This window comes from Sphingobacterium sp. GW821-FHT03E03, from assembly GCF_059420745.1.
Genome location: NZ_JBWKUH010000012.1, coordinates 72,414 through 97,834 on the forward strand (window position 1 = coordinate 72,414; position 25,421 = coordinate 97,834).

Below are 25,421 nucleotides of genomic sequence, written 5' to 3' on the forward strand. Positions count from 1 at the left end.
TTAACCTTATGTTGTTTTTGCTTCAGCATCAACGGCTTTTTCACTCTCATTTTTCTTAAAATCTCCTTTTCGCATTTGTCGATGTTTTCTCCAATTTTCTTTGTGCATTTTATGGTTCTCAGCGTAAGAATCTTTCAATGTCTTTTGTTGCTCCGGAGTCAATAAACCCATCATTTTTTCTTGATCAGCAGCCCGTTGTTTTCTCATTTTTTCGCGATATAATTTGCGCTCTGCCGCGATTTTTTTATGATCCTGTGCTTGCTTCAAATGAAATGCATACACCTCTTTACGTTGTTGATCTGTAAACTTCAACTTTTGGTCCATACGATCTGTTTTGATCTTAGCTAATTCTTCAGGATTTTTATTTTTTAAGCCATCGTGCTTTCTATCCTTTGAATGCTTGTGCAATGGAGCGTTCATTTCTTTGGTATCTGATTTAAGATCCTTTTTCTCCTGTGCGAAACCTGTCAACATTAATCCGGATAACGCCAAACTTAACATCAATTTTTTCATCTCTCTATTTTTAAATCAACAATCTTTCAATTTTTATAGATTGACTTTCCAACCTACTTATCTATAAGAGTATTATTGACCATCAAAAGTTTAAATTCGCATCTGTTAAATAAAGTTAAGATTGGCTTTATTGAGATACCGCACTTAAACGGATAGGTAAAGTATAAGCCACCCGCACAGTTCGTCCATTCTGAACACCAGCTTTCCATTTTTTTGCCTTTTTTAATAAATTAATTGCGGCTTCTCCAGTTCCAAAATTCATATCCCGTTTTACCGCAATATCTGTCAAAGATCCATCTCGCTCCACCACAAAAGATACTTCGATAACCCCCGATACACCCTGATCCAAAGCTGATTGTGGAAAATTATAATTTTCCGACACCCATTTCATGAAAGCCGGCATACCACCTTCTGGACGTGGCATTACTTCAACAGCCTCAAACACTGTACTTGCATTGTTATCAGTACCTCCCCCTGACACTACTCCTACTTTACTGCCTGTAATACTACCATCCTTCTTAGAGGGGCCAAATTCACCTCGTGCGATATGCGTTCCCGCGGCATTCGCTTTCAACGTGATACGTGCAGTCATTGTATTGGGTTTATTCAGTTCATCCTGTGTAGCAACATCCTCAGTTACTTCATTTGCCTTGGTAATCTTAGGTTCTGGCATACGCACCAAATCAAACTTCGACACATCCTGTGCGATCTGCTGTGGCGCTTTCTCATGCATTAAAATAGGCTCTTCTTTCACCTCATCTTTTTTCTCAGCTTCTTTCTGAATCGCGTCTAGATCCTCAGGCATCATATCCGCAATCGTAGTGGTCACTACAGGTACAGCTTTCTTAAAATATCTATTATACCCATAAGAACCCACGATCAAAAGGAAAGCAAGGGAAACAACAATAGCTAGCCCCACATTTGTTGCTTTATTTGACAAATTCCGCAACTCATATGCACCATACATCTTGTTGCGACCTGCAAAGATAACATCCAGCCATTCCTTGCGATAGATATTCAATTTTGAGTTCATCATAACATTAAAGTTTAAATCTTTTCATTATGATGCGCGAAAGCCTTATATTTCATAAAAATTTTACGCACTCTTATGAAATCACTTTTTTTAGCTATTCTTCTACTTACATTATACGGTTGTGACAACAGTCAAAATCAATCCAAACCTCCGGTTAAGAGTGAAAATAAAGAGCAATTAATTTCACCTTATTTTGGCTTTTTGAATCAGCAAAAAGATTCATTAATTGCCCTTCCAATGGATCAGGCCATGGAGAGTCCCGAAAAATACAACTATGTCATTATAGAAAATCAAGTTAGCCCATTGGGATTTATACAGAATAAAACAGACAATAAGGAAAGCAACGGAAGGCAGACAGCACAAAACTTTGCCAATAGCGAAGGCTCATTGTTTACAATAAAGAATGAAATTAAATCCGGAGATTTTGGAATGTTAGTCAATCAGGCATTCTTAAATCAATATAAAATAGAATCTTTTACAAAAGTTCAGCGCGAGACAACTCAGGAGGTAAAGGAAAAACTGGAAAAAAAATATAAAAGGAAAATAAATAAAAGCACTACAGTCGCTGTCCTAAAAGATCAAGCTGAATTCAATCTCACGGTTTTTGAAAACCAACAAGATTCGGCACTGGCGGTTTTTTCGTATATCAAAGAAGACCAATTAATTAATTTGGATTTTCCGGCCACCTATGATGATATTAGTACTTGGCGAGTCGATGATGGTGGTCAATTTGACAATGAGGCATTCCAGGTTCTCACTGTACTGCGTTCGGAAGCAGGAATTAGTTTTATTAGCATTTTTTGGGGAGCAGAAGGTTATGAATTGAACTTCTATCAGCCTAAAAAAGATAAGTTTACTTCAGCAGCACAGGCCTACGGTTACAGTTCTCCTTTATAAGGAAATTATCGTTTCCCTAGTTAGATTATTAGGGAAACGTTCTTTAATAATATTTTATAAATGCATTCTCGCCATCGGAGCTACATCCTGACCAACAAAGTCCCCTTTTAAATATTTATGATATCCAGCAATGGCGATCATCGCTGCATTATCTGTACAATATTCTAATTTAGGAATAAAGACATTCCAATGGTATTGCTCCCCCATTTCAATCAATCCCTTTCTTAGTCCAGAATTCGCAGAAACACCGCCCGCAATCGCGATATCTTTCACACCCGTTTGCTTTGCGGCTTTCTTCAATTTATTTAATAAGATAGAGACAATACGGGATTGCACACTAGCACAGAGATCTGCGATATTTTCTGTCAAGAAATCAGGATTCTGCTTTAACTGATCTTGAACAAGGTAGAGTATTGCTGTCTTTAACCCTGAAAAGCTAAAATTAAGTCCCGGAATTTGAGGTTCTGGTAATTTGTACGTATTGGAATTACCCTGACTTGCATATTTATCAATAAGCGGTCCACCGGGGTAAGGCAGATTGAGGATCTTAGCCGTCTTATCAAAGGCTTCCCCTGCAGCATCGTCCAGAGTTTCACCCAATAATTCCATTTCGAAGTAATCTTTTACCAGGACAATTTGTGTATGCCCACCTGAAACAGTTAGACATAAAAAAGGAAAACTCGGTTTCGGTTCTTCAATAAAATGGGCCAAAATATGCGCCTGCATATGATTTATATCGATTAACGGAATATTCTGAGCAAGTGCAAATGATTTTGCAAAAGAAGTTCCGACCAAAAGAGCACCTAATAATCCAGGTCCGCGCGTAAAACTCACTGCATCTATTTGATTTTTGCTTATTTTTGCTTGACGAATGGCTTCGTCCACCGTAGGAATAATATTTTGTTGATGAGCACGTGAGGCTAACTCGGGAACAACTCCACCATATTTTGCGTGGATTGCCTGAGTAGCAATAACATTTGAATGAATTTCACCGTTAATACAAATAGAAGCGGAGGTTTCATCACAAGAGGATTCAATCCCTAAAATAATAGCCATAGCTGGAGTTATAAATTAGAATACAAAAGTATCAAAAAAATAATAAAAATAATGTCAATAGTCCTGGGTAGTATATTCATTATACTGCTTGCATTGGCATTATCGCTACAGCTGAAACCTGTGCAAAATTTTGTTGCACAAAAGGCCATCAAGTATTTATCCAATGAGCTGGACACTAAAATCAGTTTAAAAAGTATTTATTTTAAACCCTTTAAATCTGTTGTGATAGAGGGCTTCGAAATTTATACCCCAGAAGGTCAAAAAATCATAAAATCCGAAAAAATAGAGGCAATTGTAAATCTATCCCAACTAATAGAATTGAACAGGGTTGTCATTAATAAGTTGAAGATTGAAAATACGGAAAGTAATTTTGAACAATTTAAGGATAGCAGCAACATCTCATTTTTAATCCGATATTTCAACCCGCCAAAGAAAGAGAAAAAGAAAAGTTCAAAAAAAATAATCTTTGACATTAAAGAACTTATTATCAACAACAACTCATTCAACTATGTTAACCACAGGCAAAAACACTATAACAAAGTTGTTGATTTTGGCGATTTAGGCATATCAAAATTAAATGCACACTTTAGTAATATAAAAATTGACTCCAATCGAATCTCAGCAGACATCAAAGGTTTCGATCTTAATGAGAAAAAAGGATTGGTTATTAAGGGACTCCTCGCACGTGCTTCAGTAAGTAGCAAAAGCATTGAACTGACAGATCTCATGCTTACAACCAATCGTTCCACAGTCAAAAATTATATAAAATTAAGCTACAATAATTTCTCAGATTTTTCAGACTTTATTCATAAAGTCAATGTCGAGATTCGCGCACGCGATTCGCGCATACACTCCGAGGATATTGCTCTCTTTTCCTCTCCTATGCATCAGGTCAAGTTTGATGTAAAGATCAAAAAATCAAATCTGAGAGGTACAGTAGCAGCCATCGATGCTTCACAAGTAGATCTGACCATCGGAAAAAACACCAAATTAGCGGGTGATCTAAAAATTATAGGTCTACCTGATATAGACAAGACAAACTTTATTGTTCCCCATGTTTTTATTTCCTCTGAACATAGCGATCTCAAAAATATTATTAGTGAACTTGGCAATTTAAAAAACTTCAAACTTCCGGAGATTGTCAAACTCTTCAATAAATTCACATTCAAAGGCAGTTTACTTGGACAGTACAATAAGTTTAAAACCATTGGTGCCTTCGCCACTGATATTGGTAACGTAGAAGCTGTTGGAACACTAGACTTGCGAAAAGAGATAAAATATGCCGGCAAATTTCAGTCTAAAAAATTTGATCTTGGTAAAGCTACCAAATTAAAAGATTTAGGCAGTTCTGGCTTCGATCTACAGCTCGATGGAACAGGTACTGATCCCAAGTATTTAAAACTTAATATAGCAGGTAATCTAACTAATTTCAGTTTTAAACAATATACCTATCAGCAGATTCAGGTTAAAGGCGATATAGACAAACAATTATTTCTCGGTTCGGGAACAATACATGACCCCAATCTTAGATTACAGTTTACGACAGATGTAGACTGGTCCTCTCGCCCCAACTACCACTTGGATGCTGACATACAACAGGCAAATTTAAAAAAGCTCAATTTCTTTCAAGGTGACTCAATCAATATTATAGACACTAAATTACATACGAGCTTAATTGGGGATAACATCAATAATATCACAGGGGAATTTAAATCTGATAGTGTAAGTTTTACTTCCTCCAAAGGAAAGTTTGTGATCAAAAATATCAATTTCCTCGCAGAAGGAGATCAAGAAGCTCGGTCGTTAACACTGCAGTCCGCTATTGGCCATATTGACCTCAAAGGAAGAATTGATCTAAACACGATTGTCCCCTATTTTAAGGCCCTCGCGATGCGGTACGCCCCTGCAATTGGATTTGAAAAGAATGACTTTAACCGTCAGGACTTTGACCTCAATATCAATATAAAATCATTCAGACCTATCGCAACGTTCTTTAGAAAAGACATCGCCCTGGATAGTGGAGCAACATTGAATGCAAAATTTGCCAGCGAAAAGCAGACAGCAAATTTTAATTTTTATGCGCCTGAATTCAAATACAATGGCATACGTCTCACCCATTTGATTATTGACCAAAATGCCAATCTTAAAAATATGGAACTACAGACTTCCATAGACCAGATCAATTTTACGGATAGCACTTACATCAAGAATGTAAATATTTCAAATACCTTAGTCAACGACAGCCTACAGTTCAACATCAAAATGTCAGAACTGGAAGCCAGCAATAGCTTAGATCTCAATGGGGTTATCCGTTTTGCCCACGCAAAGCCAGCTTTCATCAATTTTTACCCGTCCAATATACTTATCAACAAAGAACAGTGGCTTGTCAACAATGATGCACAATTAAAAATTTCAAAGGGCAAATGGTATTTTGAGAAACTCACATTGAGTCATGCAGAGCAGAAAGTGCATATTGATGGCATATTATCAAATGACCTTTCAGATCAAATCAATTTAAGATTCCAGGATTTTAATCTCAGCTCGCTCAATGGTATCACAAAACCACACGGAATCAATTTGTTAGGAAACTTAAATGGACGGATCGAGGTCAATTCTGTTTTTAAGTCTCCTTTTATCGTTGCGAATATCAAGACATCTCCTATCCTTTATAATAATATTCCTATAGGATCATTAGCGCTTAGTGCCAATTATGATCCTGAAAACCAATTGGTAAAATTAGACAGTAAAATAGAAGAAGGTGATAAATTAATTCAGTTAAGAGGTTCTTACAACCACCTAAGTGAAAGCAACAAGCTCAACCTTAGGGCAACTTTAGTGAATACAGATGTATTTGTTTTTCAACCGTTTCTGCGAAGTCTAGTTTCTAACATTAAAGGTAAGGTAAATGCAGACCTGGACATTGAAGGTGATATCCTAAACCCCAAAATTAGTGGATCAGGAAAGCTTGACAACGCTTCCATGGTTATCAATTACCTCAAAACTCCCTATCGTCTTTCCGAAGAAGTCAACGTGACCAACAATAGAATTTTCCTTACTGGTCTCAAAATATACGATCAAAAAAACAATGTAGCGACAATCGATGGTATTGTCGATCTCAACAAGTTAAGTGACCCCGATATAGATGTGACAGCCGAAGCGAAAAATTTCATGGTATTGAATACAACAATAAAAGATAATAATACCTATTACGGTACCGCTTATGCTTCTGGAACCTTTCAGTTCAAGGGATTGACATCAGCAATGAATATCAATATACGCGCTAAATCAGAAGAAAACACAGTCATCAATATACCCTTTAATAGCGCAAGTACAATTTCCGATAGTGATTTCATCTACTTTATAGAAAAAGATTCCACCAAAATCAAGAAAAATCAAAAGAAACGGGATTTTAATGGTTTGACGATGAATATGGATCTACTGATCACACCAAATGCTGAAATCAACCTTTTTTCAAGTATGGGGGAACTATCGGGCAAAGGAAATAGTAACCTGAATATGCGAATATCTTCACTGGGAGATTTTGAAATGTTCGGTGATTTCATTGTTAACAGTGGCAAGTTTAATTTCACTGCACAGGATTATATCAACAAAATATTTGACTTAAAGGAAGGTGGAACTGTACGATGGGCTGGAAATCCGACTGAAGCCAATATCAATATCAACGCAATCTACCAACAAAGAACAAGCTTAGCTCCACTGTACAATGCCGCTGGAAGAGAAGAAAACCCTGAGCGTGTATTAGCACAAGCAGACATGATTTTAAAAGGTCAGTTGAGCCAGCCCGATATTACATTTGACATCAATTTCCCCCAGAATCCAGGTGTTAAGGACGAACTGCAAGGGTATTTCTCTGATGCCAACAATGTTAACCAACAAGCGCTCAGTTTAATTGTCAGACGTAGCTTCACCCCCGGAACACAAAGCGATTTTGGGAAAGAAGTTAATAATACATTGCTATCAGCAGGCACCGAAATTGCTTTCAATCAGATCAACAATATAATCGCGCAATCACTTAATATCAATTTCTTTGATATCAATATCAAATCACTTAATGACGCCTCTGCATCCCTTCGTTTATTTAATGATAGGTTAGTTCTCACAGGCGGTATTTCGGATCGCAGGAGTCAGGCGTTAACAGATTTGAATGTATTCTCAGATCGTGTTTCAACGGATGCTGAAGCTATGTTTTATTTGCGCAAAGATGGTCGCCTTGTACTTAGGGCTTCCAACCGCCTAAACACAAGAAACTTTCTTCTTAGTCCAAACGATGGGGAATATATCAGCGCCTTTGGATTATTATATCGGCAGGAGTTTAACACCTTCTCTGAATTTCTGAAAAGGCTATTTCCATTGGGAAAAAAGAATAATTTCTTTATTCCAACCCAAACAGATGTAAAGAAAAACCAACCCAACTAACAATAGGCTACTAAAATAATAGTAAAAGCTAGTCCAGTTATCCCATCACAATCAAAAAACTGAATGAATCAATAACTACCAAATGGTAAGATCAGAGCAAGGGATATATCTAGGTCGCTTCTATAAATCAAAACGATCAACAGTATAAAGGAGACTTCATTGAAGGCATAAAAAAAGCCTTCCAAGATATTTGGAAGGCCTTCTTATAATAATGTTAAAAACCGCTTACGCTAATTTTTCGAATTCTTTAAATTCAATATCACTACTGTTCAATTTAACCAAACCTTTTAAGTGATCAAATACTTTCAAAGCTTTAGCTTCTTCGAACAAACGGTTACCTTGCTCTCTGTCTTGTAACAATTGAATTGCAAACTGATTCAATTGCTCATCAGAAGGCTCTTCATTGATATTGTACATTTTGATTTGTGCGTAGATACGTTCTTTCGCTAAATTGATTACCTCATCATATTTAACTTCAAGACCGTTTTCAGTAACGACACGGTTTTCGATGATTGTCCATTTCAAGTTGTTCAAGAAATCAGCAAATCCTTCGTTAAGCTCTTCTTCAGAAATACTAGGGTTAGTCGCTTTCAACCATCTTTTCAAAAACTCTTCAGGGAATTTTACGTCAACTTTATCCATACCAAAAGTATACATATCGTTACGTAATTTTTGATCTGAGTTTTGCTTGAACAAGTTTTCTACTTCTTCTTTTACTTTTTCAGTAAATTGAGCTTCTTCAGTTACTTCACCTTCTGCAAACAATTTATCGAAAAATTCTTGGTTAAGATCAGCTTCTTCTAAACGGTTGATGTTTTTAACAGTCAATTCGAATTTTGTAACATCCAAAGCTGTAGCTTCTTCTTCAGTGATACCTAAGATACGTGCTAAATCTTCTGTTTTGAAAGCTTTCTTAACATCGATTTTAACAGCATCGTCTTTTTTAAGACCTACTAAAGATTTCTTGATTTTTGCATCTTCAACGATATCCGTACGGATCGAAGTTGTTTTCTCAAGACCTTCCTCTTTATCTTGTTTCAAGGTAGCATACAATACATCACCTTCTTCTGATACTTCTGGATTAGTCATCTTTCCATAGCTACGACGCAAGTTTTTGATACGATCTGCCAAGGTCTCTTGATCAGCTTTGATATCGTAAACAGCAAACTCAGTCTCAGCAGTAAAAGGCAATTCAAAAGCAGGAGCTAAACCAATCTCATATTTAAAATTGAAATTGTCTTTATAATCCCAGCTATATTGTGCGTCATCTTCCAAAGGAAGTGGCTGACCTAAAACTTCTAATTTATTTTCTGAAATATAATTCGTGATTTTATCGTTCACCAATTTATTGATCTCATCAAATAAGATAGATTTACCATAAGTACGTCTGATATGTCCCACTGGAACCTGACCCGGACGGAAACCTGGTAATTTTGCCTTTTTAGCTTGCGCTTTAATCTCTTTGTCGACTTGAGGATTATAATCTTCAGGTGCTAATGCGACGTTGACGACCGCATTGATTGCATCTACATTCTCGTGTGAAATATTCATACTCTTTTTAGCTATATCGCATTCATAAAAAAATCCTCCCGAGGTTTTAAGTTCGGGAGGACATCAAGTGCGGAAGAAGGGACTCGAACCCCCACGCCTTGCGGCGCCAGATCCTAAGTCTGGTGCGGCTACCAATTACGCCACTTCCGCATTAGGATTTCTTTTGATGCCACAAAGATAGAAACCAAACCTATATCTTGCAAGTATTTTTCACTCTTTTTTTTATTTTTTTTCAATATTCTTTCTACCTCTTGCATAATTCATTATTATTCATTTACTTTGAATATCAAAGTACTTTTATGGAACAAAAAGATTTATTTAAAGAGCTTGGAGAGATCAGATTATTGATGGAGAAATCCTCCAAATTTGTTTCGATAAGCGGTTTGTCAGGTGTTCTTATTGGCTGCTATGCGTTATTAGGAACTTTATTTGGCTACTATACGATAGCAATTCCCGACACTGCGATCAATCGGTTCGCGTCTGGTCTGGCTATTCCTACACTCTTTTTAATAGTTGCTATATTGATTCTAACGCTCTCATTATTGACCGGATGGTTAATGGCTCGCAAGAAAGCAAAGAAAAATAAGCAGTCGATTTGGAACATTACCAGCAAATCTCTTTTATTTGCAGTTTCAATTCCTTTGATAACTGGAGGAGTTTTAGCATTAGTCCTACTTTCTCAAGGTTATTATCATTTGATTGCTGGGATACTGCTAATTTTCTATGGTTTGGCTTTAGCTGCTGGTAGCATTTATACCTTCACAGAGGTGAAATGGTTAGGCATACTAGAAATATGCTTAGGTTTAATGGCAGTATGTCTTCCAGACCACGGACTGATGTTATGGGGATTAGGATTTGGTGTGTTACATATCATCTATGGTTTTATCGTTTACAAAAAGTACGAATCGTGAAATTAGATCTTTCTTTATATGACAAAATATTCGAAAATAGAGTCCGCTTACAAATTATGAGCGTACTTGCAGTGAATGAAGAATATGATTTCAATTCGTTCAAAGAAGTATTGGAAGTAACCGATGGAAATCTAGCGTCCAACCTCAAAACATTGGAGAAAGAAGAATATATTGTCGTGGAAAAAAGTTTTGTCGACCGCAAACCCAACACCAAATATAAAAGGACGACAAAAGGATTAAAAGCATTTGAAAATCACCTTATTGCATTAGAAAATTTAATAAAACAACAATATAAATAATTTTTTTATCTATATACTTTGAAATTCAAAGTACTTTTAAAATCATAAAAATATGAAAGGAATTCGATTAAAACTCATGCTCCATCTCTACAATTGGTCTTCCAAAGTATATGCGGATATTTTCAAATGGAACAAAAAAGCATGGGGAATTAGCAAAGAGGAATTTTTAACCTACCCAGTTGGGAGCATTGGCCATAGTTTGGGTCTCTTTTACGCAAGTAAGGGATTTGATGTTATGCCAAAATTGGAAAATCATGATGTCTTCCATATTATAACAGGAACAGGAACCGAAATCCAAGATGAAATTGCCATGCAATACCTTTTGTTGGGCAACGGAAAAGTCAGTCTGTATTTAATGGGAATGATCGCGATTGGTGGCATCCTTTTTCCAGAACATTTTAAATATTACAAGAAAACCTTTCAGAAAGGTCGATCCCTGCAGAAGTTCCATCATATAGAATTCAAAGAGATACTTCATTACCAGCTTACCGAACTCCAAATTGCATTATACAGTAAAAATATTCAGGTTGATTTAAACAAATGAAATCATGGAAAACCAAAATACACCCAAAAGCTCATTTGCAGCGGAACAGTATTCGCTCTTTGACAAAATTAGCAACTCAACAGTCCTAAAATTATTTGTCATCTTATTTCTTTCACTACTATTGCTCATACCACTGACATTAATCAGTGATCTAATTGAAGAACGTAAAACTCGCGAGCAAAGCGTATCCGAAGGTATTGCGCTTAATTGGGGCCAGGAGCAGGTTATTTCCGGTCCAGTCGTAGCAATCCCATACAGCGAAATTATTCAGAAGTCCGCTGAAAAAAGTAAAAACTCAGCAACATTAGAATACAAACAAACAAAGTGGATTTTTATTCTGCCTCAAAGCTCGAACATCAACACAGACATCAGCCCACAGCATCTTTCCAGGGGGATCTATAATACTGTGGTATATAATAGTCATATCTCTATCGAAGGTAGCTTTAATAAAATCGATCTAACAAAGCTGGAAATTCCAATTGAGAAGATTGATTGGAAAGGAAGTCGATTAGTATTTGGTATACAAGATTTTAAGGGACTGGGCAAACGCCCTGTTCTCAAATGGAATGGTATAGAATCAACTTTCGATCCCGATTTTAACAACCTCAAACTATTCAATCAAAATCTAGTCTGTCCCATTTCTATCAATCCCCAAAGCGAAAACATTTTCAAAATCACATTAGACCTAAAAGGTTCAAAATCATTAAATTTTGTCCCGCTCGGTGATCAAACGAATATTTCTGCAAAAGGAAATTGGGCTAATCCGAGTTTTGCCGGTGCATTCTTACCAAGTAAACGAACAGTCGACAATGCCAATTTTTCAGCATCTTGGGAGATCCCTTCCTTTAGCCGCAAGCTGCCCCAACAATGGTCAGGAGATATTTATCCAATCTATCTCTTCGAAAAAAACAGGGGCAACCTGACAGATGAATCTGAGCCTCCACAGCCTACAGCCCGTGCTGCATCAGACTCAAACGTATCCAGTGACATGTTAGTCAACTCGGATATGATCACCATCAATTTCCTGCCAGACATCAATAACTATCAAAAAACGACGCGGGTTGCTAAATATGGTATTTTGATCATCCTCTTGACATTCACTTCACTCTTATTCACTGAGATTATCAAGAAAAAAAGAATCCATATTATCCAATATGTACTAATCGGAGCAGCCATGGTACTTTTTTATACATTGTTATTAGCATTATCAGAACATATCGGATTTAATACAGCCTATTTAATCGCTTCAGTTGCCACCGTAATCCTCATCGGAAGTTTTATAAAAGCGATTACAAAAGATCTTAAATCTGCGCTCTTACTTGGGGCAATTTTAGGTACATTCTATTTATTCATCTATGTACTCATGCAACTTAGAGATTACTCTCTCATTGCCGGAACGATCGGTATCTTTATCATCTTGGCAATCCTGATGCGTGTTTCCACAAAAATCAATTGGTATCAATTTGACAACAATCATGCTGATCAATAAGCAACATCTCAAAATCTATTGGGTAATTATCGGCATATTGCTAAAGAAATAAACTTATCCGAGCAGATAGCCGTCTTTTTGCTAAATAAGACGGCTATTTTCATCCTTTGCTCAGCTTTTAGCAGCAAAATCTGTAAATTGCAGCGACATTTTTCAATATTATATATATGAAACCGCCGAAGGCAGCATGAATACCTTAAAGGGAAAATGAAATAATGAATAAACAAATTTATGCGGATGAAAAAACTCACAATATTTACATTAGCGATTATGGCATGCAACCTCAGCAATGCGCAAGAAAGCAAAGGTGGAAAATCCAGTTTCAAAATGGTTACGGAATCACCACAACCTATTAGCCCTAGCACCCTATGGGATCTCGGACGTGTATCGGCTGAAGGACTTTCTTCAGACGGTAAAACATTGCTGTACAGTGTTTCTAATTACAACCTGGAAAGCAATACGAGTGAGAAGAATCTTTATACCATCTCATTGGCCAATGGTGCCGGTGGTCAATTTACGGATCAAAAAGGAGGCGAAGCAGTAGTCCAGATCGAACAAAATGGTGATGTGATTTATTTATCGAAAGGTCACTTGTGGAAAAAAAATCTGACAAAGGGAGAGGCAACTCAGCTGACATCCAGTGAGATGGCTTTGGAAAATGTCAAATTTTCTCCCGACGGAACACATATCCTTTTTAGCCAATCCGTATTAATCAAAAAATACCATAGCACAGATAAATATCCAGAATTGCCAAAATCAGATGCCTATATTTATGACAACTTAGATTACAGACATTGGGATACATTCAATGATGGAAAATTCAATCACCCTTTTGTTGCCAGCTATAGTAATGGAAAAATAGGAAATCCTGTTGATCTGCTGAAGGATCAACCTTACTACAGTCCCCAGGCACCTTTCGGTGGTGCAGAAGATTTCATTTGGTCTCCCGATAGCAAGGCGATATTATATGTTTGCAAGAAAAAATTCGGGACAGATTATGCCGTGAGTACCAACACAGATATTTATCGTTATGAATTATCTTCTGGTACGACCACCAATCTGACCGAGGGCATGAACGGCTATGACATCGCACCAGCTTATTCTCCAGATGGTAAAAGCTTAACTTGGCTCAGTATGAAAACCGATGGTTATGAGTCCGACAAAAATGACATCATCCTATTTGATAAAAGCAGTTCAATTCGATTAAATTTAACAGCACACTGGGATGGTACCGTCAACAGTTTTATCTGGAGCAATGATAATCGCAAAATATACTTTACTGCTGCCACAAAAGGTACTGTGCAGCTATTTGAATTAGAGGTACCTTCGAATATAAAGTCAAAAAGTCTTCCAAAGATCCAACAAATTTCAACAGGGGACTTTGATATTACGGGTATTGTTGGTCAAACCGGAGATAAGCTGATTGTTACTTTGACCAAATTCACGCGTGCGACTGAAGTCTTTAGCTTTGATCTCAAAAACAAATCTTTGACAGCAGTCACCAAGGTCAATGACGGCAAGTATGCAGCAATTGCGGAAAACAAAATTGAAAGACGTATTACAAAAGCCTCCGACGGTGCTGATTTATTTTCATGGGTAATTTACCCTCCAAATTTTGATCCTGCAAAAAAATACCCAACTATACTCTACTGTGAAGGTGGTCCACAATCTGCGCTCACGCAGTTTTATTCTTTCCGTTGGAACCTGCAATTAATTGCTTCACAAGGTTACATTGTGATCGCACCAAATCGTAGAGGCATGCCCGGTTGGGGGGTAAAATGGAATGAGGCGATTTCCCAAGATTGGGGCGGACAACCGATCAAAGATTACTTGTCTGCTATAGATGACATATCCAAAGAAACATATGTCGACACAGCGCGTCGGGCAGCAATTGGTGCTAGCTATGGTGGTTATTCCGTTTACCAGTTAGCCGGAGTCCATCAAAATCGTTTCAAAACATTCATTGCACATAACGGCTTATTCGATATGAGAAGTTGGTATGGTACGACGGAAGAATTGTTCTTTGCCAATCATGAATTGGGGGGTGCCTATTGGGATAGCAAAAACGAAAAATCATATACCCAGTTTAATCCGATTGAAAAAGCAAACAACTGGCATACGCCTATTCTGATTTTTCAAGGCGGAAAAGATTATCGTGTTCCCATAGGACAGGGTTTAGCAGCCTTTCAACTTGCTCAGTTGAAGAAAATAAAAAGCAGACTTGTTTATCTCCCTGATGAAAACCATTGGGTACTATCAGGGCACAATGCTCAGGTCTGGCAAAGAGAATTCTTTACATGGCTTAAAGAAACCTTATAAAACCGCTATAAAATCAGATAGTGAGATAATATACTTACACTACTGATAAAATCGCTAGTAAAATATTGCAATTACCAAAATTAACGCCACTTATTGAGTAGCGTTAATTTTGGTTTAATGGCTGACTATAAAGTAAACCCGATATTTCCGGATTCAGGATTATTGATTTCCCTTGCAAATTGACCATCCGCAGGGGATGTAATCTATTTCATTCCATCTTTTTCGATCATTTCAGACAATAAAAGAGCAAGTTAACTATTGATTAATACCTGCTTATGTATTAAAAGGGGTATTACAGGGTATTAACAAGGGTATAACAGAGGGTTAACTGGGGTATATCCCTATTAACCCTCTGTTAATACCGTATAAAAAGAGTGTTAATATGGTTTTAATATTGGAAATGGTATCAATCTGGTAATAAGTTAAGTACCGGCAGAGCTAGCCAACTTCAGTCGCTAAAGAAGTCTTAAATACAAAAAGCCTGCAAATTGCAGGCTTTTTGTATTATTAACTATATCCAATAAACGAAATCTATTTCTCTCCTTTTTTTCCAAAAATAGAAAGCTTGATATATTTACCGGGTTTCTCCTTGACATCCTTCATCAGATTATCCATTTCTTTAGATGCATTATTCAGATTACGGTATAATTCTTCATCATTAAGCAATAAACCGATTGATCCTTTACCACTATTGATCTTACTCGTAATATTTTGAAAATCGGACATTGCCGCATTTACCTTGTTCATGGTTTGTTCAAAATCCAATCGTGCCGCTTTATCCGTTATATTGTTTAGATTGGACATTATAGCGTTGATTTTCTCACCATTTTGTGAGAAATTGGATGTAATCGATTCCAGATTGGCCATAATTCTATTTAGCCTTCCCTTTTCATTTCCCACAAGTCCTTCTACATCTTTTGTGATTCCCTCAACATTTTTCAGGGAAGTCGATATGCTATGGATACTATTCTTAAAATCATCTTGAAATTGCTTATCTAGCACCGTATTAACCACTGTCAATGTAGAATCCAATTTGATCGTAATAGTTTCAATACGCTTTTGGATTGGTTCAACTTTATCCATAATATTCGCTTGGATACCTGAATTTAGAAAATCGCCATCTTTGGCCATTTCCGTGCTATTGCCCATCTCAAAAACAATTGCCTTGCTACCCAACAAATCTGTACTCGAAATCCGAGCAATAGTATTTTTAGGGATTTTATAATGGGAATGGATCTTAAATTCCGTTTTTATTTTACCATCCGGTTGTAAGATCATTTTTGATACCCGTCCAATCTGATAACCGTTAACTAAAACCGGTTTAGAAGAAGTCAAACCGTCGACTGTATGGTAAGTGGTATAAAATGTATTATCGCTACTGAAGACATCGTTTCCTTTTAAAAAACTATACCCTATAAATAATAGAGCAATTGCAACTGTTGCTAATATGCCGACTTTTGTTTCATTTGATATTTTCACAAATCATTTTTTTTGTAATGCATCATTAATATAACTTTAAAACAGCATAAAAGCAAATCTGTTTAGCGTTCAACAGAATTTTTATAAATTTTTAAAGCCGAAACCAGATTATTGACAATTTCTTGTTGCCCTTCATCTGATAAAAGATAGCTTTCCTCTTCCCTATTGCTGATAAATCCTATTTCTGTCAAAACAGCTGGCATTCCAGCTTCTGCTAATACAGCTAATCCTTTTTCCCAGAACCCACGGCTATGTCTTCCGGATTTCACGTACTCTCCTTCAATCATCTGCGCCAAACGAATACTCTTTTCACGGAATCTGTTTTTCATCAATGAAAAAATAATGGCACTTTCGGGGTCTTTAGGATCAAATCCCTGGTAATTTTCTTTATAATTTGATTCGAGCAATAACGATGCATTCTCGCGGACAGCAGCATCCTGTTGCCCTAAACGATGCGAACCAGAAACCAAGCTTTCCGTTCCATGGGCACTAGAACCACCTGAATTACAGTGAATGGAAATAAATAAATCCGCTTTGTTAGCATTCGCCAAACGAATACGTTTATACAATTCCACAAATTCATCAGAAGTCCGTGTGTAGATAATCTTAACTCCCGGAATATCTTTTTGAATTTGTCGTCCGAGCTTTAACGCCACGTCCAACGCTACATTCTTTTCTAGGGATCGACGGCCCTGTGCACCGGTATCTTTTCCACCATGCCCAGCATCAATAACGATGGTTTTAATCTGATAGTCGGGTGGTTCGGGTTGGCCGTTGTTTAATTTGAAAGAATTCAATAAAAAAAATCCCAAAGTAGCAAACATAATGCTACACCATTTTCTAATTCTTAAATCTGATTTCATTGAATAATTATTTGCTCTACTATAAACGATACAAAATGAGTCAATATTATTTCTTTAATAGATAACGATATTTAACATATTTTCTATTTGTTTTTTGACTAATTTTGTCCTTCGAAGTTTAACATTATTTCACAAAAATAACATTTGTCTTTAATTTTGAAGTCGTTAATCAACATTTTAACACTATTTATCATTCTTGCAATGGGCAATTCAACATTCGCTCAGAGCAATATTCCATTAAAACAGAACGGACTTCAAAGTAAGGACCCTGTCTCGGCGACCAGTAAACTGCAGGATACAACAAAAATAAAACCTGCTGATTCCACTAAATCCAGACAGGATACCACTAAGAAAAAAGGCAGTGGATTGCAGGCCGAAGTCAGCATTATCGCCGTCGATTCCCAAAAATCGGAAGTAGCAAAGAATATTAGCCATTTATATCGTGGTGCAAAAGTAAAGTATCAGGATTTTGAACTTTCCGCTGATTACATCCGACTCGACCGCAATCAAAAAAAGATTTTTGCATCAGGCATCTATGATAAAAGCGGCAAATATGTAGGCCGTCCTATTGTTATTATGGGAAATGGTGAATCTCCTAAAACAGTAGATTCCCTCTATTATGATTACGAAAAGCAGGAAGGGAATACCTATGGTATTATGACCGAGGTAGATGGAGGCTTTATCCAAGCCAATATCGTCCGAAAGAATATCTATGATGAGATGTCAATCTACAAGGGACTCTATAGTACTTGTAATTTACCAGAGCCACACACCCATTTTGGTATACATATATCCAAAGGGATTGTAACTAAAAATCAGATCATTTCCGGTCCTGCTTATTTAGTGGTAATGGGGGTACCTATGCCTGTAGCCTTCCCATTTGCATTTTTCCCTAAACCTGATAAAAGAGCCTCAGGATTTCTTTTCCCATCTTTTGGTGAAGATTATACGCGAGGTTTCTCCATGCGTGACATTGGTTGGTATCTCGCTTTCAACGATTACTGGGATAGTGAAATTAGGGGGTCATTGTATTCAAAAGGTTCATGGGAAGTCTCCATGAATACACGTTATACCGTAAATTATAAATTTAATGGTGGATTTAACATACGCTATGCTAACACCAAAACAGGGATAGAAGGCACCGATAATTATGGTTCAAACAAAGACTTCAATGTAACCTGGAATCATACCCAACGTCAAGAAGCTAACCCGGGAACATCTTTTTCTGCTAGTGTAAACTTTGGTACCGCATCCTATTTCCGCAATACAGGTACAGGAAGCAACCTAACCACCTATGAAAATCTGGCCCAGAACAGAATGGGGTCATCTATCAGTTATGGGAAAGTGTTTGCCGATGGAAAAGTAAATCTAACAGCAAGTTTAACCCATAGTCAGAATATGGCTGACAGAAGTATTCAGTTAAGCTTACCCAATATTAGCTTAAACGTTTCTTCGTTCAATCCCTTTGACAGCAAAGATCGTGTCGGCGAACAAAAATGGTATCAACGTATCAATGTTGGTTATAGTTTTCAGGCACAAAATACAGTCAATACCAAAGACAGCTTGTTATTTAGTTCTGGAGGTTTCAAAAGGTTCCAGAATGGTTTCCAGCATAACATTCCGATCAGCTTATCTCTTAACGCATTTAAATACTTCCAATTCAATACCAGTGTAAACTACACCGAACGTTGGTACTTACAAAGTACCAGACAACGTATTGATAACACACCGGCAGGTTATAAACAACGGCTTGATACACTACAGGGATTTAATCGTGCTTACGATTATTCTGTATCTACTGGTCTTTCGACCAAGATATACGGTATGTATCCAAAGATCGGAAAGATCGAAGCGATCAGACATGTGGTTACTCCATCAATCAATTTTAACTACAGACCAGATTTCTCAGACCCACGTTATGGGTTCTATCAACAATATAATGATCAATATGGCAATCGTAACGTATACTCCATCTTTTCGCAGGGAGTATATGGCTCACCTTCTGCAGGAAAATCTGCAGGCATAGGCTTCTCAATTGACAACAATATCGAGGCCAAGGTGAAGAGCAAATCTGACACTACCGACGGTGGCTTCAAAAAGATACCAATTCTTCAAGGTTTAACCTTCAGTGGAAATTACAATTTTGTTGCAGATTCATTAAAACTATCACCGATAACTTTCTCCGGTCGGACAGCATTTTTCGACCAGAAGATGAATGTAAACTTCAACGGTACATTTGACCCTTATTCGGTAAATGAGAATGGTGTCCGCGTCAACAGATATGCGATTAAAGATGGAAGTTTGGCCCGTCTGACAAATTTTGGTTTATCCTTTGACTATAGCCTAAATCCGAAAGCGGCCAAATCGCGGGGTGACAACATCGATTCACTAAGAAAGCAAATGTCCAATGCTGGAATGACCCCAGAGCAAGCACAAGCTTTAGCCCGAATCAGTTCAGACCCCAATGCTTTTGTAGACTTTAATATTCCCTGGAACCTAGCGGCTTCGTTCAGTTTTAATATGTCCAAGTTCTTTAATACGAGTACACGACGCATGGACAATCAGATTACTAGTACGCTGAATTTACATGGGGATTTTAGTGTTACGCCTAAATGGAAAGTAACATTTCAATCTGGCTACGATTTCAAACAAAAAGAAGTTGTCATGACTTCCTTCAATATTTATCGAGATTTACACTGCTGGGATATGTCCTTTGGATGGATGCCATTTGGACGATATCGAAGTTATAATGTCACCATTCGAGCAAAAGCATCAATATTGCAAGATCTCAAATTGACAAAAAGAGCAAGTTCTGGAGGCAGTTATTTTTAAAATAACTGCTTTTTTTATATAATTAATCCGGTATACACCCAAAAATTCAAACCCGGTTACTACGCGAAAAGGACCATCTTTAAATTCTTTTAATCAAAACAATTTTAGCGTATAGTTGATCCGTAATTTTATGTAAGTTTATACTATGAAAGCAGAAATTATTACGATTGGAGATGAGATTCTGATAGGCCAGATTATCGATACCAACTCCGGCTGGATTGCACAACAATTAGGAAAATTCGAGATAGATATTGTCCAGATGACATCCATTCCCGACACGGAGGAAGCTATTTTCAATACTTTAAAAGACGCATCCACGAGAGCCGATTTAATTTTAATTACCGGAGGGCTTGGTCCAACTAAAGACGATGTTACAAAAAAAACCGCGGCAAAATATTTTGGCACTACATTAATCCGTGATGAAAAAGTGCTTCAACACGTAACAAGTTTCTTTGAATCCCGCAATATGGAAATGCTAGAGATTAATCGACAGCAAGCCGATGTTTTGGCAAACTGTGAAATATTATTCAACGATTATGGTACAGCTCCAGGTATGTTGGTTTCCGATGCACAAAAACACTATATTTTTATGCCCGGTGTACCATTTGAAATGAAGCATCTAATGGAACAGCGTGTCTTCCCTTTGATCGAACAACAAAATAAAGATATCTTCATCCACCACGAAACCTTACTTGTAGGTGGCATTGGAGAGTCTTATCTTGCTGAAGAAATAAAGGATATTGAAGAAGAACTTCCTTCAACTATTAAATTGGCCTATTTACCCACATTAGCTTTTATTCGCCTACGGCTTTCCGGAAAAAGTAAAAACAAAGCTGATATTATTCAAGAAGTAAAGCTCTTTAAGAGCAAACTTTTGAATCGCTTAAAAAATTATGTAATTGCGGATTACGACACCACTATTGAAGCATATTTAATTAAGCAGTTTACTCAACAGCGACTTACCTTGACTACAGCTGAAAGCTGTACAGGCGGAAGTCTGGCGGCTTCATTAACAGCAAATCCCGGAAGTAGCGAAATCTTCGTCGGAGGAACAATCCCCTACTCCAATAGACTAAAACAGCAATTGCTAAATGTCAATGAAACAACGTTGGAGCAATTTGGCGCTGTCAGTGAGCAGACGGCCATAGAAATGGCTGCAGGCGCAAAAGCAAAATTTAACACGGACTATGCCATTGCGACAACAGGAATAGCCGGCCCGGGCGGCGGTTCTGTTGAGAAACCTGTCGGGACAGTCTGGGTGGCGGTAGCTGGAAAAAAAGAAGTGATCACAAAGAAGTTTCAATTCAACAATGATAGGCGCATAAACATCGAACGTACGCGCATGAATGCGCTTCTCCTGCTCTGGAAACTACTGGTAAAAGAAGAAGGGTCAAAATTCGAGTAACTTAAAATAAAATTTTAATAAAATCGTTTTTTAAGGAATAATATTTCAAATTGTTGAAAGTAAACCACAATTTAATTAACTTCGTTTTTCTATAACGAGATTGCTAAAAAATATGGCTTTATATAAACTCTTACTTCCAAAAATGGGAGAAAGTGTATCGGAGGCAACAATTACCAAATGGTTGAAACAACCTGGTGACCTGATTGAAGAAGATGACACTTTATTGGAAATCGCAACAGATAAAGTTGATTCAGAGGTACCTTCTCCTGTAAAGGGAATTTTGAAGGAACAACTTTATACTGCAGACCAAATTGTTCAGGTTGGTGATGTTGTTGCAATTATAGAAATAGAAGGAGATACCGAAACAAGCGAACCCACTGTTCAATCGCAGGAGAGCCTAGCTGATCAACCTACATTTTCAAGTGAAACTACCAATCTCGAAATACCAGGTATAGCGCAATTGAGTAGTCCGGTCGAAGAAACAACACATACACATTACGAACAAGGTGTCCGCTTTTATTCGCCGCTAGTAAAAAACATCGCGCGTCATGAGGGATTATCTCAGGAAGAACTTGATCGTATCCAAGGCACAGGAGCCGAGGGTAGAGTTACGAAAGAGGACATCCTGTTGTACGTAGCCAATAGAGGTATTCAGCAAAACACAGATCATGCGAAACCGACAAATGTTCCAATGATCAAAAATGAATCTACTCAAGTTACGCCGACTCCAACAGTCCACACCGTTGTAAATGGTAGCGACGAAATTATTGAAATGGATCGTATGCGACGCTTGATTTCAGATCATATGGTCAAGAGTGTCCAAGTATCCCCGCATGTTTGTTCTTTTGTGGAAGCAGATGTAACCAACCTAGTTCTATGGCGCAATAAAGTAAAAGATGCGTATAAGAAACGTGAAGGGGAAAATATTACATTCACACCACTATTTATAGAGGCCATTACCAAGGCTTTAAAAGACTTTCCTTTGGTTAATATATCAATAGATGGTTATAATATTATTAAAAAGAAAAATATCAATATCGGTATGGCCGCAGCGCTGCCAAACGGCAATCTCATCGTACCGGTAATAAAGAATGCTGATCAGTTGAGTCTAGTAGGGCTAAGCAAATCAGTGAACGACCTTGCACAGCGTTCACGGGCAAATAAATTAAAACCCGATGATACCCAAGATGGGACATTCACATTCACCAACATTGGTGCTTTTGGTAATATTATGGGAACCCCTATTATCAATCAGCCCCAAGCGGCGATATTGGCAGTCGGTACAATAACAAAGAAACCCGCAGTAATCGAAACAGAATACGGTGATATGATCGGAATCCGACATATGATGTATCTGTCCCTGTCCTACGATCACCGTGCAATAGATGGCGCCCTAGGCGGTACATTCTTGAAACGGGTTGCAGACTATCTCGAAAACTGGGATAGCAACAGAGAAATTTAACGGCAACAGTATAGTTATAAAAAAGTTGCTGTCCAAAAGGACAGCAACTTTTTTATTTAACTCCATATATATTCTCACCGGAATATACTTTCACCTATATTAAGGTGTGTTTATCTTCCACAGCTCTTATAATATGCTATTTTCAAATTGAAGCTTCTTTCTTTTGATCACTAATTGGAACCGTAAATAGAGCAGCACCGATGAAGTCAATAAACCCAGGGTCAAGCCGTACCAGATTCCTTTAATACCCCAATCAAAAAGTATTCCCATCACATAACCACTTGGCAGCCCGATAATCCAATAAGCAATAAAAGTGATGATTGTAGGGATATTCACATCACCCAAACCTCTCAAAACGCCTAGTCCAACGACCTGTGTGCCATCAAATAATTGAAAAAGACCCGCAATGATCAATAATTGAGCAGCAATAACGACCACCGCCTTATCAGAAGTAAAAATATAAGGCAGATAATTATTGAAAATCGCAAACAATGACGCCGTAATCAACATAAAGATCAAAACCAACTGATAGGAAGTTATGGCAAAACGCTCCAAGCGGAACAAGTTTCTATTTCCATAGCTATTGCCTACTTTAATCGTTGCTGCTGCGGCAATACCACTAGCCATCATATAGGTCATGGCAGCCAATTGGATCGCTACCTGATGGGAAGCTTGTGCCGTAGCGCTGATCGTTCCGGCCAGTAAAGATGCCCCGGCAAACGCACCAATTTCAAAAACATATTGCATTGCAACAGGTGCGCCGATCCGCAATATTTTCCCTAGTCTTACCTTGTCTATTACTGTAATTTTAAAATGTTGTATATAGCCCTTAAACTTTTGCGATTGCAACACATAGGTCATCATCACCGCCATCATCAAGATACGGTCAATCAGCGTACTATATCCAACCCCTTTTACACCCATCGGCGTAATTCCGAACATCCCCTTGACAAATATAATTGCCAATATAATATTGAGTACGTTTCCCCAGATGGTTACATTCATCGCTTGCTTGGTAAAGCCCAGACCTTCGGCAAATTGCTTAAATGTACTGAATACCATCAGCGGTAACATAGAAAGACTTAAAATCAGTAAATAAGGTTTCGCCTCCTTTACAACAGCCGGATCCTGATTCAGATGATCAATTGCAAGCATAGAACCAAAATAGACCAAGCAGAACAACAATATGCCTGTAATGATGTTCAACCAAAAGCTATTCGATAATAATACAGCGCACTCCTCCTTATTATCGCGACCATTTTCCTGTGCAATCAATGGTGTGATCCCATAGGCAATTCCCAATCCGACCACCATAACGATCATAAATACAGCGTTTACCAATGACACCGCGGCCAATGGAATCGTTCCAGCAAAATGTCCGACTATAACGCTATCCGCTGTATGTACCAATGTATGTCCCAATTGTGAAATAACAACTGGACCGGCCAATACGATCGTACTTTTATAATACGGCTTGAATGTTTTAAATTTTCCCAACATAATCAATTCCTCAAAAAAATAGGCACAAAAATACAAAGATATTTCCGCTCTATCGTCATATTAAAAAATATTTAGCAAAAATATAACAAAATTTACTCACCAAATACAGCTTCTTTGTTAAGTAATTTTTATGTTTCAAATACCTTAAAATTATCTTAAATTTACCTGTTAGTCTAAGAACTATAGAAATATAAGTGTAACTTAGCATCTAGTTAGTAATCAAAAGAAGAGGAAAAGAGTATGTACAATCCAGTAATAGCATTTCTAAACATCGGAACACAGGAGATGATTTTAATCGTGTTTGCGATCTTGCTACTTTTTGGTGGCAAGAAGCTTCCCGAATTGGCAAGAGGTTTAGGAAGAGGGATACGAGAATTCAAAGATGCATCCGAAGGCATCAAGCGTGAGATTTCAGATCAGATCAATAATTTTGAAAAAGACATAGACGTTAAGACAGAAGTCAAAGAGGAAACCGTTCCAAATGATGTAAAAGTTGCGGAAGAACAAGCCAAAGCTGAGCAAGAATCCCCGTCAGTAGAAACTGCCGAAAGCTCAGAATCTGAACCAGCGAAGAAAAAATATGAATTTACAACTCCTGCGGGAGTCGTGGAACACAATCCACATAAGCAATTAGATTACGGAGAGGAACCTTCTCATATCACTTACGGATACAATGACCACTTTGCTGAGGCCAAAAACAACGAAGGAGAAGAAAAGAAACCTACAGAACAAGAGGAAAACACAAACAAACCTGCGTAACTCCATTGCATTAATTTATAATCAGATATTTCATAGAGCTGTTGAATAACCATTCAACAGCTTTCCTTTTTA

General features: G+C 37.5%; 18 protein-coding genes and 1 tRNA gene. 11 read left to right on the top strand and 8 right to left on the bottom strand.

Going from position 1 to position 25,421, the window contains the following annotated elements; genetic code table 11:
• Window positions 1–6: 6 nt before the first annotated feature.
• Together AC07UV_RS14655 and AC07UV_RS14660 are read right to left on the bottom strand one after the other, a co-directional pair.
• Window positions 7–513 (bottom strand): DUF4890 domain-containing protein, encoded by a 507-nt coding sequence (locus AC07UV_RS14655; protein WP_495184283.1) that lies wholly within the window; start codon window positions 511–513, stop codon window positions 7–9.
• 127 nt (window positions 514–640) lie between these two features.
• The gene (locus AC07UV_RS14660; protein WP_495184284.1) at window positions 641–1,549 is read right to left on the bottom strand and encodes an energy transducer TonB; all 909 of its coding nucleotides are present in this window, start codon (window positions 1,547–1,549) and stop codon (window positions 641–643) included.
• 72 nt (window positions 1,550–1,621) lie between these two features.
• Here AC07UV_RS14660 and AC07UV_RS14665 point away from each other — a divergent pair, with 72 nt between their 5' ends.
• A complete protein-coding gene (locus AC07UV_RS14665) occupies window positions 1,622–2,443 on the top strand; it encodes a hypothetical protein (RefSeq protein WP_495184285.1) in 822 nt (273 codons plus the stop codon).
• A gap of 54 nt (window positions 2,444–2,497) precedes the next feature.
• Here the strand turns inward: AC07UV_RS14665 and tsaD are convergent, their stop codons facing one another.
• Window positions 2,498–3,499: a tRNA (adenosine(37)-N6)-threonylcarbamoyltransferase complex transferase subunit TsaD gene (tsaD, locus tag AC07UV_RS14670; RefSeq protein ID WP_495184286.1), complete on the bottom strand. Its 1,002-nt coding sequence runs from the start codon at window positions 3,497–3,499 to the stop codon at window positions 2,498–2,500.
• Between the two features lie 51 nt (window positions 3,500–3,550).
• On the opposite strand from tsaD, the gene AC07UV_RS14675 reads away from it, so the two are divergent.
• Window positions 3,551–7,936, top strand: a complete 4,386-nt coding sequence (locus AC07UV_RS14675) for a translocation/assembly module TamB domain-containing protein (RefSeq protein ID WP_495184287.1) — start codon at window positions 3,551–3,553, stop codon at window positions 7,934–7,936.
• Window positions 7,937–8,161: 225 nt separating this feature from the next.
• Here AC07UV_RS14675 and AC07UV_RS14680 read toward each other — a convergent pair whose 3' ends face one another.
• Window positions 8,162–9,487, bottom strand: a complete 1,326-nt coding sequence (locus AC07UV_RS14680; RefSeq protein ID WP_282252815.1) for a trigger factor — start codon at window positions 9,485–9,487, stop codon at window positions 8,162–8,164.
• 68 nt (window positions 9,488–9,555) lie between these two features.
• Window positions 9,556–9,637: transfer RNA gene (locus AC07UV_RS14685), tRNA-Leu, on the bottom strand.
• A 149-nt stretch (window positions 9,638–9,786) separates the two neighbouring features.
• Between AC07UV_RS14685 and AC07UV_RS14690 the strand changes: the two genes are divergently transcribed.
• From AC07UV_RS14690 to AC07UV_RS14710, 5 genes are all read left to right on the top strand, one after another.
• Window positions 9,787–10,398, top strand: a complete 612-nt coding sequence (locus AC07UV_RS14690; RefSeq protein ID WP_495184288.1) for a hypothetical protein — start codon at window positions 9,787–9,789, stop codon at window positions 10,396–10,398.
• Window positions 10,395–10,697, top strand: coding sequence for a winged helix-turn-helix domain-containing protein (locus AC07UV_RS14695; protein ID WP_120259565.1), 303 nt, complete (start codon window positions 10,395–10,397; stop codon window positions 10,695–10,697). Before AC07UV_RS14690 ends, AC07UV_RS14695 begins: the two co-directional genes overlap by 4 nt.
• A 52-nt stretch (window positions 10,698–10,749) precedes the next feature.
• Window positions 10,750–11,241, top strand: a complete 492-nt coding sequence (locus AC07UV_RS14700; RefSeq protein WP_282252811.1) for a Coq4 family protein — start codon at window positions 10,750–10,752, stop codon at window positions 11,239–11,241.
• Between the two features lie 4 nt (window positions 11,242–11,245).
• On the top strand, window positions 11,246–12,730 hold the full coding sequence (gene creD / locus AC07UV_RS14705) for a cell envelope integrity protein CreD (RefSeq protein WP_495184289.1): 1,485 nt from the start codon (window positions 11,246–11,248) through the stop codon (window positions 12,728–12,730).
• A gap of 237 nt (window positions 12,731–12,967) precedes the next feature.
• Window positions 12,968–15,049 carry a S9 family peptidase gene (locus AC07UV_RS14710; protein ID WP_495184290.1) on the top strand — a complete coding sequence of 694 codons (2,082 nt, stop codon included), beginning with the start codon at window positions 12,968–12,970 and terminating at the stop codon, window positions 15,047–15,049.
• Between the two features lie 531 nt (window positions 15,050–15,580).
• Here AC07UV_RS14710 and AC07UV_RS14715 read toward each other — a convergent pair.
• Together AC07UV_RS14715 and AC07UV_RS14720 are read right to left on the bottom strand one after the other, a co-directional pair.
• On the bottom strand, window positions 15,581–16,528 hold the full coding sequence (locus AC07UV_RS14715; protein WP_282252807.1) for an MlaD family protein: 948 nt from the start codon (window positions 16,526–16,528) through the stop codon (window positions 15,581–15,583).
• 62 nt (window positions 16,529–16,590) lie between these two features.
• Window positions 16,591–17,391 carry an N-acetylmuramoyl-L-alanine amidase family protein gene (locus AC07UV_RS14720; RefSeq protein WP_282252806.1) on the bottom strand — a complete coding sequence of 267 codons (801 nt, stop codon included), beginning with the start codon at window positions 17,389–17,391 and terminating at the stop codon, window positions 16,591–16,593.
• Between the two features lie 201 nt (window positions 17,392–17,592).
• Here AC07UV_RS14720 and AC07UV_RS14725 point away from each other — a divergent pair, with 201 nt between their 5' ends.
• The 3 genes from AC07UV_RS14725 (at window position 17,593) to AC07UV_RS14735 (ending at window position 23,090) form a co-directional block, all read left to right on the top strand.
• Window positions 17,593–20,223: a putative LPS assembly protein LptD gene (locus AC07UV_RS14725; RefSeq protein WP_495184291.1), complete on the top strand. Its 2,631-nt coding sequence runs from the start codon at window positions 17,593–17,595 to the stop codon at window positions 20,221–20,223.
• 145 nt (window positions 20,224–20,368) lie between these two features.
• Window positions 20,369–21,628, top strand: a complete 1,260-nt coding sequence (locus tag AC07UV_RS14730) for a competence/damage-inducible protein A (RefSeq protein WP_282252804.1) — start codon at window positions 20,369–20,371, stop codon at window positions 21,626–21,628.
• Between the two features lie 112 nt (window positions 21,629–21,740).
• Window positions 21,741–23,090, top strand: coding sequence for a dihydrolipoamide acetyltransferase family protein (locus AC07UV_RS14735; RefSeq protein ID WP_495184292.1), 1,350 nt, complete (start codon window positions 21,741–21,743; stop codon window positions 23,088–23,090).
• Window positions 23,091–23,216: 126 nt separating this feature from the next.
• On the opposite strand, the gene AC07UV_RS14740 is transcribed toward AC07UV_RS14735, so the two are convergent.
• Window positions 23,217–24,590 (bottom strand): MATE family efflux transporter, encoded by a 1,374-nt coding sequence (locus AC07UV_RS14740; RefSeq protein ID WP_495184293.1) that lies wholly within the window; start codon window positions 24,588–24,590, stop codon window positions 23,217–23,219.
• A gap of 240 nt (window positions 24,591–24,830) precedes the next feature.
• Between AC07UV_RS14740 and AC07UV_RS14745 the strand changes: the two genes are divergently transcribed.
• Window positions 24,831–25,349, top strand: a complete 519-nt coding sequence (locus tag AC07UV_RS14745; RefSeq protein WP_495184294.1) for a Sec-independent protein translocase subunit TatA/TatB — start codon at window positions 24,831–24,833, stop codon at window positions 25,347–25,349.
• The last annotated feature ends 72 nt before the right edge of the window (window positions 25,350–25,421 follow it).

Excerpts from the sequence above, each read along its gene's own strand:
- AC07UV_RS14730 (WP_282252804.1), top strand. The coding sequence starts at position 20,369 with ATGAAAGCAGAAATTATTACGATTGGAGATGAGATTCTGATAGGCCAG.
- AC07UV_RS14680 (WP_282252815.1), bottom strand. The coding sequence starts at position 9,487 with ATGAATATTTCACACGAGAATGTAGATGCAATCAATGCGGTCGTCAAC.
- AC07UV_RS14745 (WP_495184294.1), top strand. The coding sequence starts at position 24,831 with ATGTACAATCCAGTAATAGCATTTCTAAACATCGGAACACAGGAGATG.
- creD (WP_495184289.1), top strand. The coding sequence starts at position 11,246 with ATGGAAAACCAAAATACACCCAAAAGCTCATTTGCAGCGGAACAGTAT.
- AC07UV_RS14665 (WP_495184285.1), top strand. The coding sequence starts at position 1,622 with ATGAAATCACTTTTTTTAGCTATTCTTCTACTTACATTATACGGTTGT.
- AC07UV_RS14655 (WP_495184283.1), bottom strand. The coding sequence starts at position 513 with ATGAAAAAATTGATGTTAAGTTTGGCGTTATCCGGATTAATGTTGACA.
- AC07UV_RS14675 (WP_495184287.1), top strand. The coding sequence starts at position 3,551 with ATGTCAATAGTCCTGGGTAGTATATTCATTATACTGCTTGCATTGGCA.
- AC07UV_RS14690 (WP_495184288.1), top strand. The coding sequence starts at position 9,787 with ATGGAACAAAAAGATTTATTTAAAGAGCTTGGAGAGATCAGATTATTG.
- AC07UV_RS14735 (WP_495184292.1), top strand. The coding sequence starts at position 21,741 with ATGGCTTTATATAAACTCTTACTTCCAAAAATGGGAGAAAGTGTATCG.
- AC07UV_RS14740 (WP_495184293.1), bottom strand. The coding sequence starts at position 24,590 with ATGTTGGGAAAATTTAAAACATTCAAGCCGTATTATAAAAGTACGATC.
- AC07UV_RS14725 (WP_495184291.1), top strand. The coding sequence starts at position 17,593 with ATGGGCAATTCAACATTCGCTCAGAGCAATATTCCATTAAAACAGAAC.
- AC07UV_RS14720 (WP_282252806.1), bottom strand. The coding sequence starts at position 17,391 with ATGAAATCAGATTTAAGAATTAGAAAATGGTGTAGCATTATGTTTGCT.
- AC07UV_RS14700 (WP_282252811.1), top strand. The coding sequence starts at position 10,750 with ATGAAAGGAATTCGATTAAAACTCATGCTCCATCTCTACAATTGGTCT.
- AC07UV_RS14710 (WP_495184290.1), top strand. The coding sequence starts at position 12,968 with ATGAAAAAACTCACAATATTTACATTAGCGATTATGGCATGCAACCTC.
- AC07UV_RS14660 (WP_495184284.1), bottom strand. The coding sequence starts at position 1,549 with ATGATGAACTCAAAATTGAATATCTATCGCAAGGAATGGCTGGATGTT.
- tsaD (WP_495184286.1), bottom strand. The coding sequence starts at position 3,499 with ATGGCTATTATTTTAGGGATTGAATCCTCTTGTGATGAAACCTCCGCT.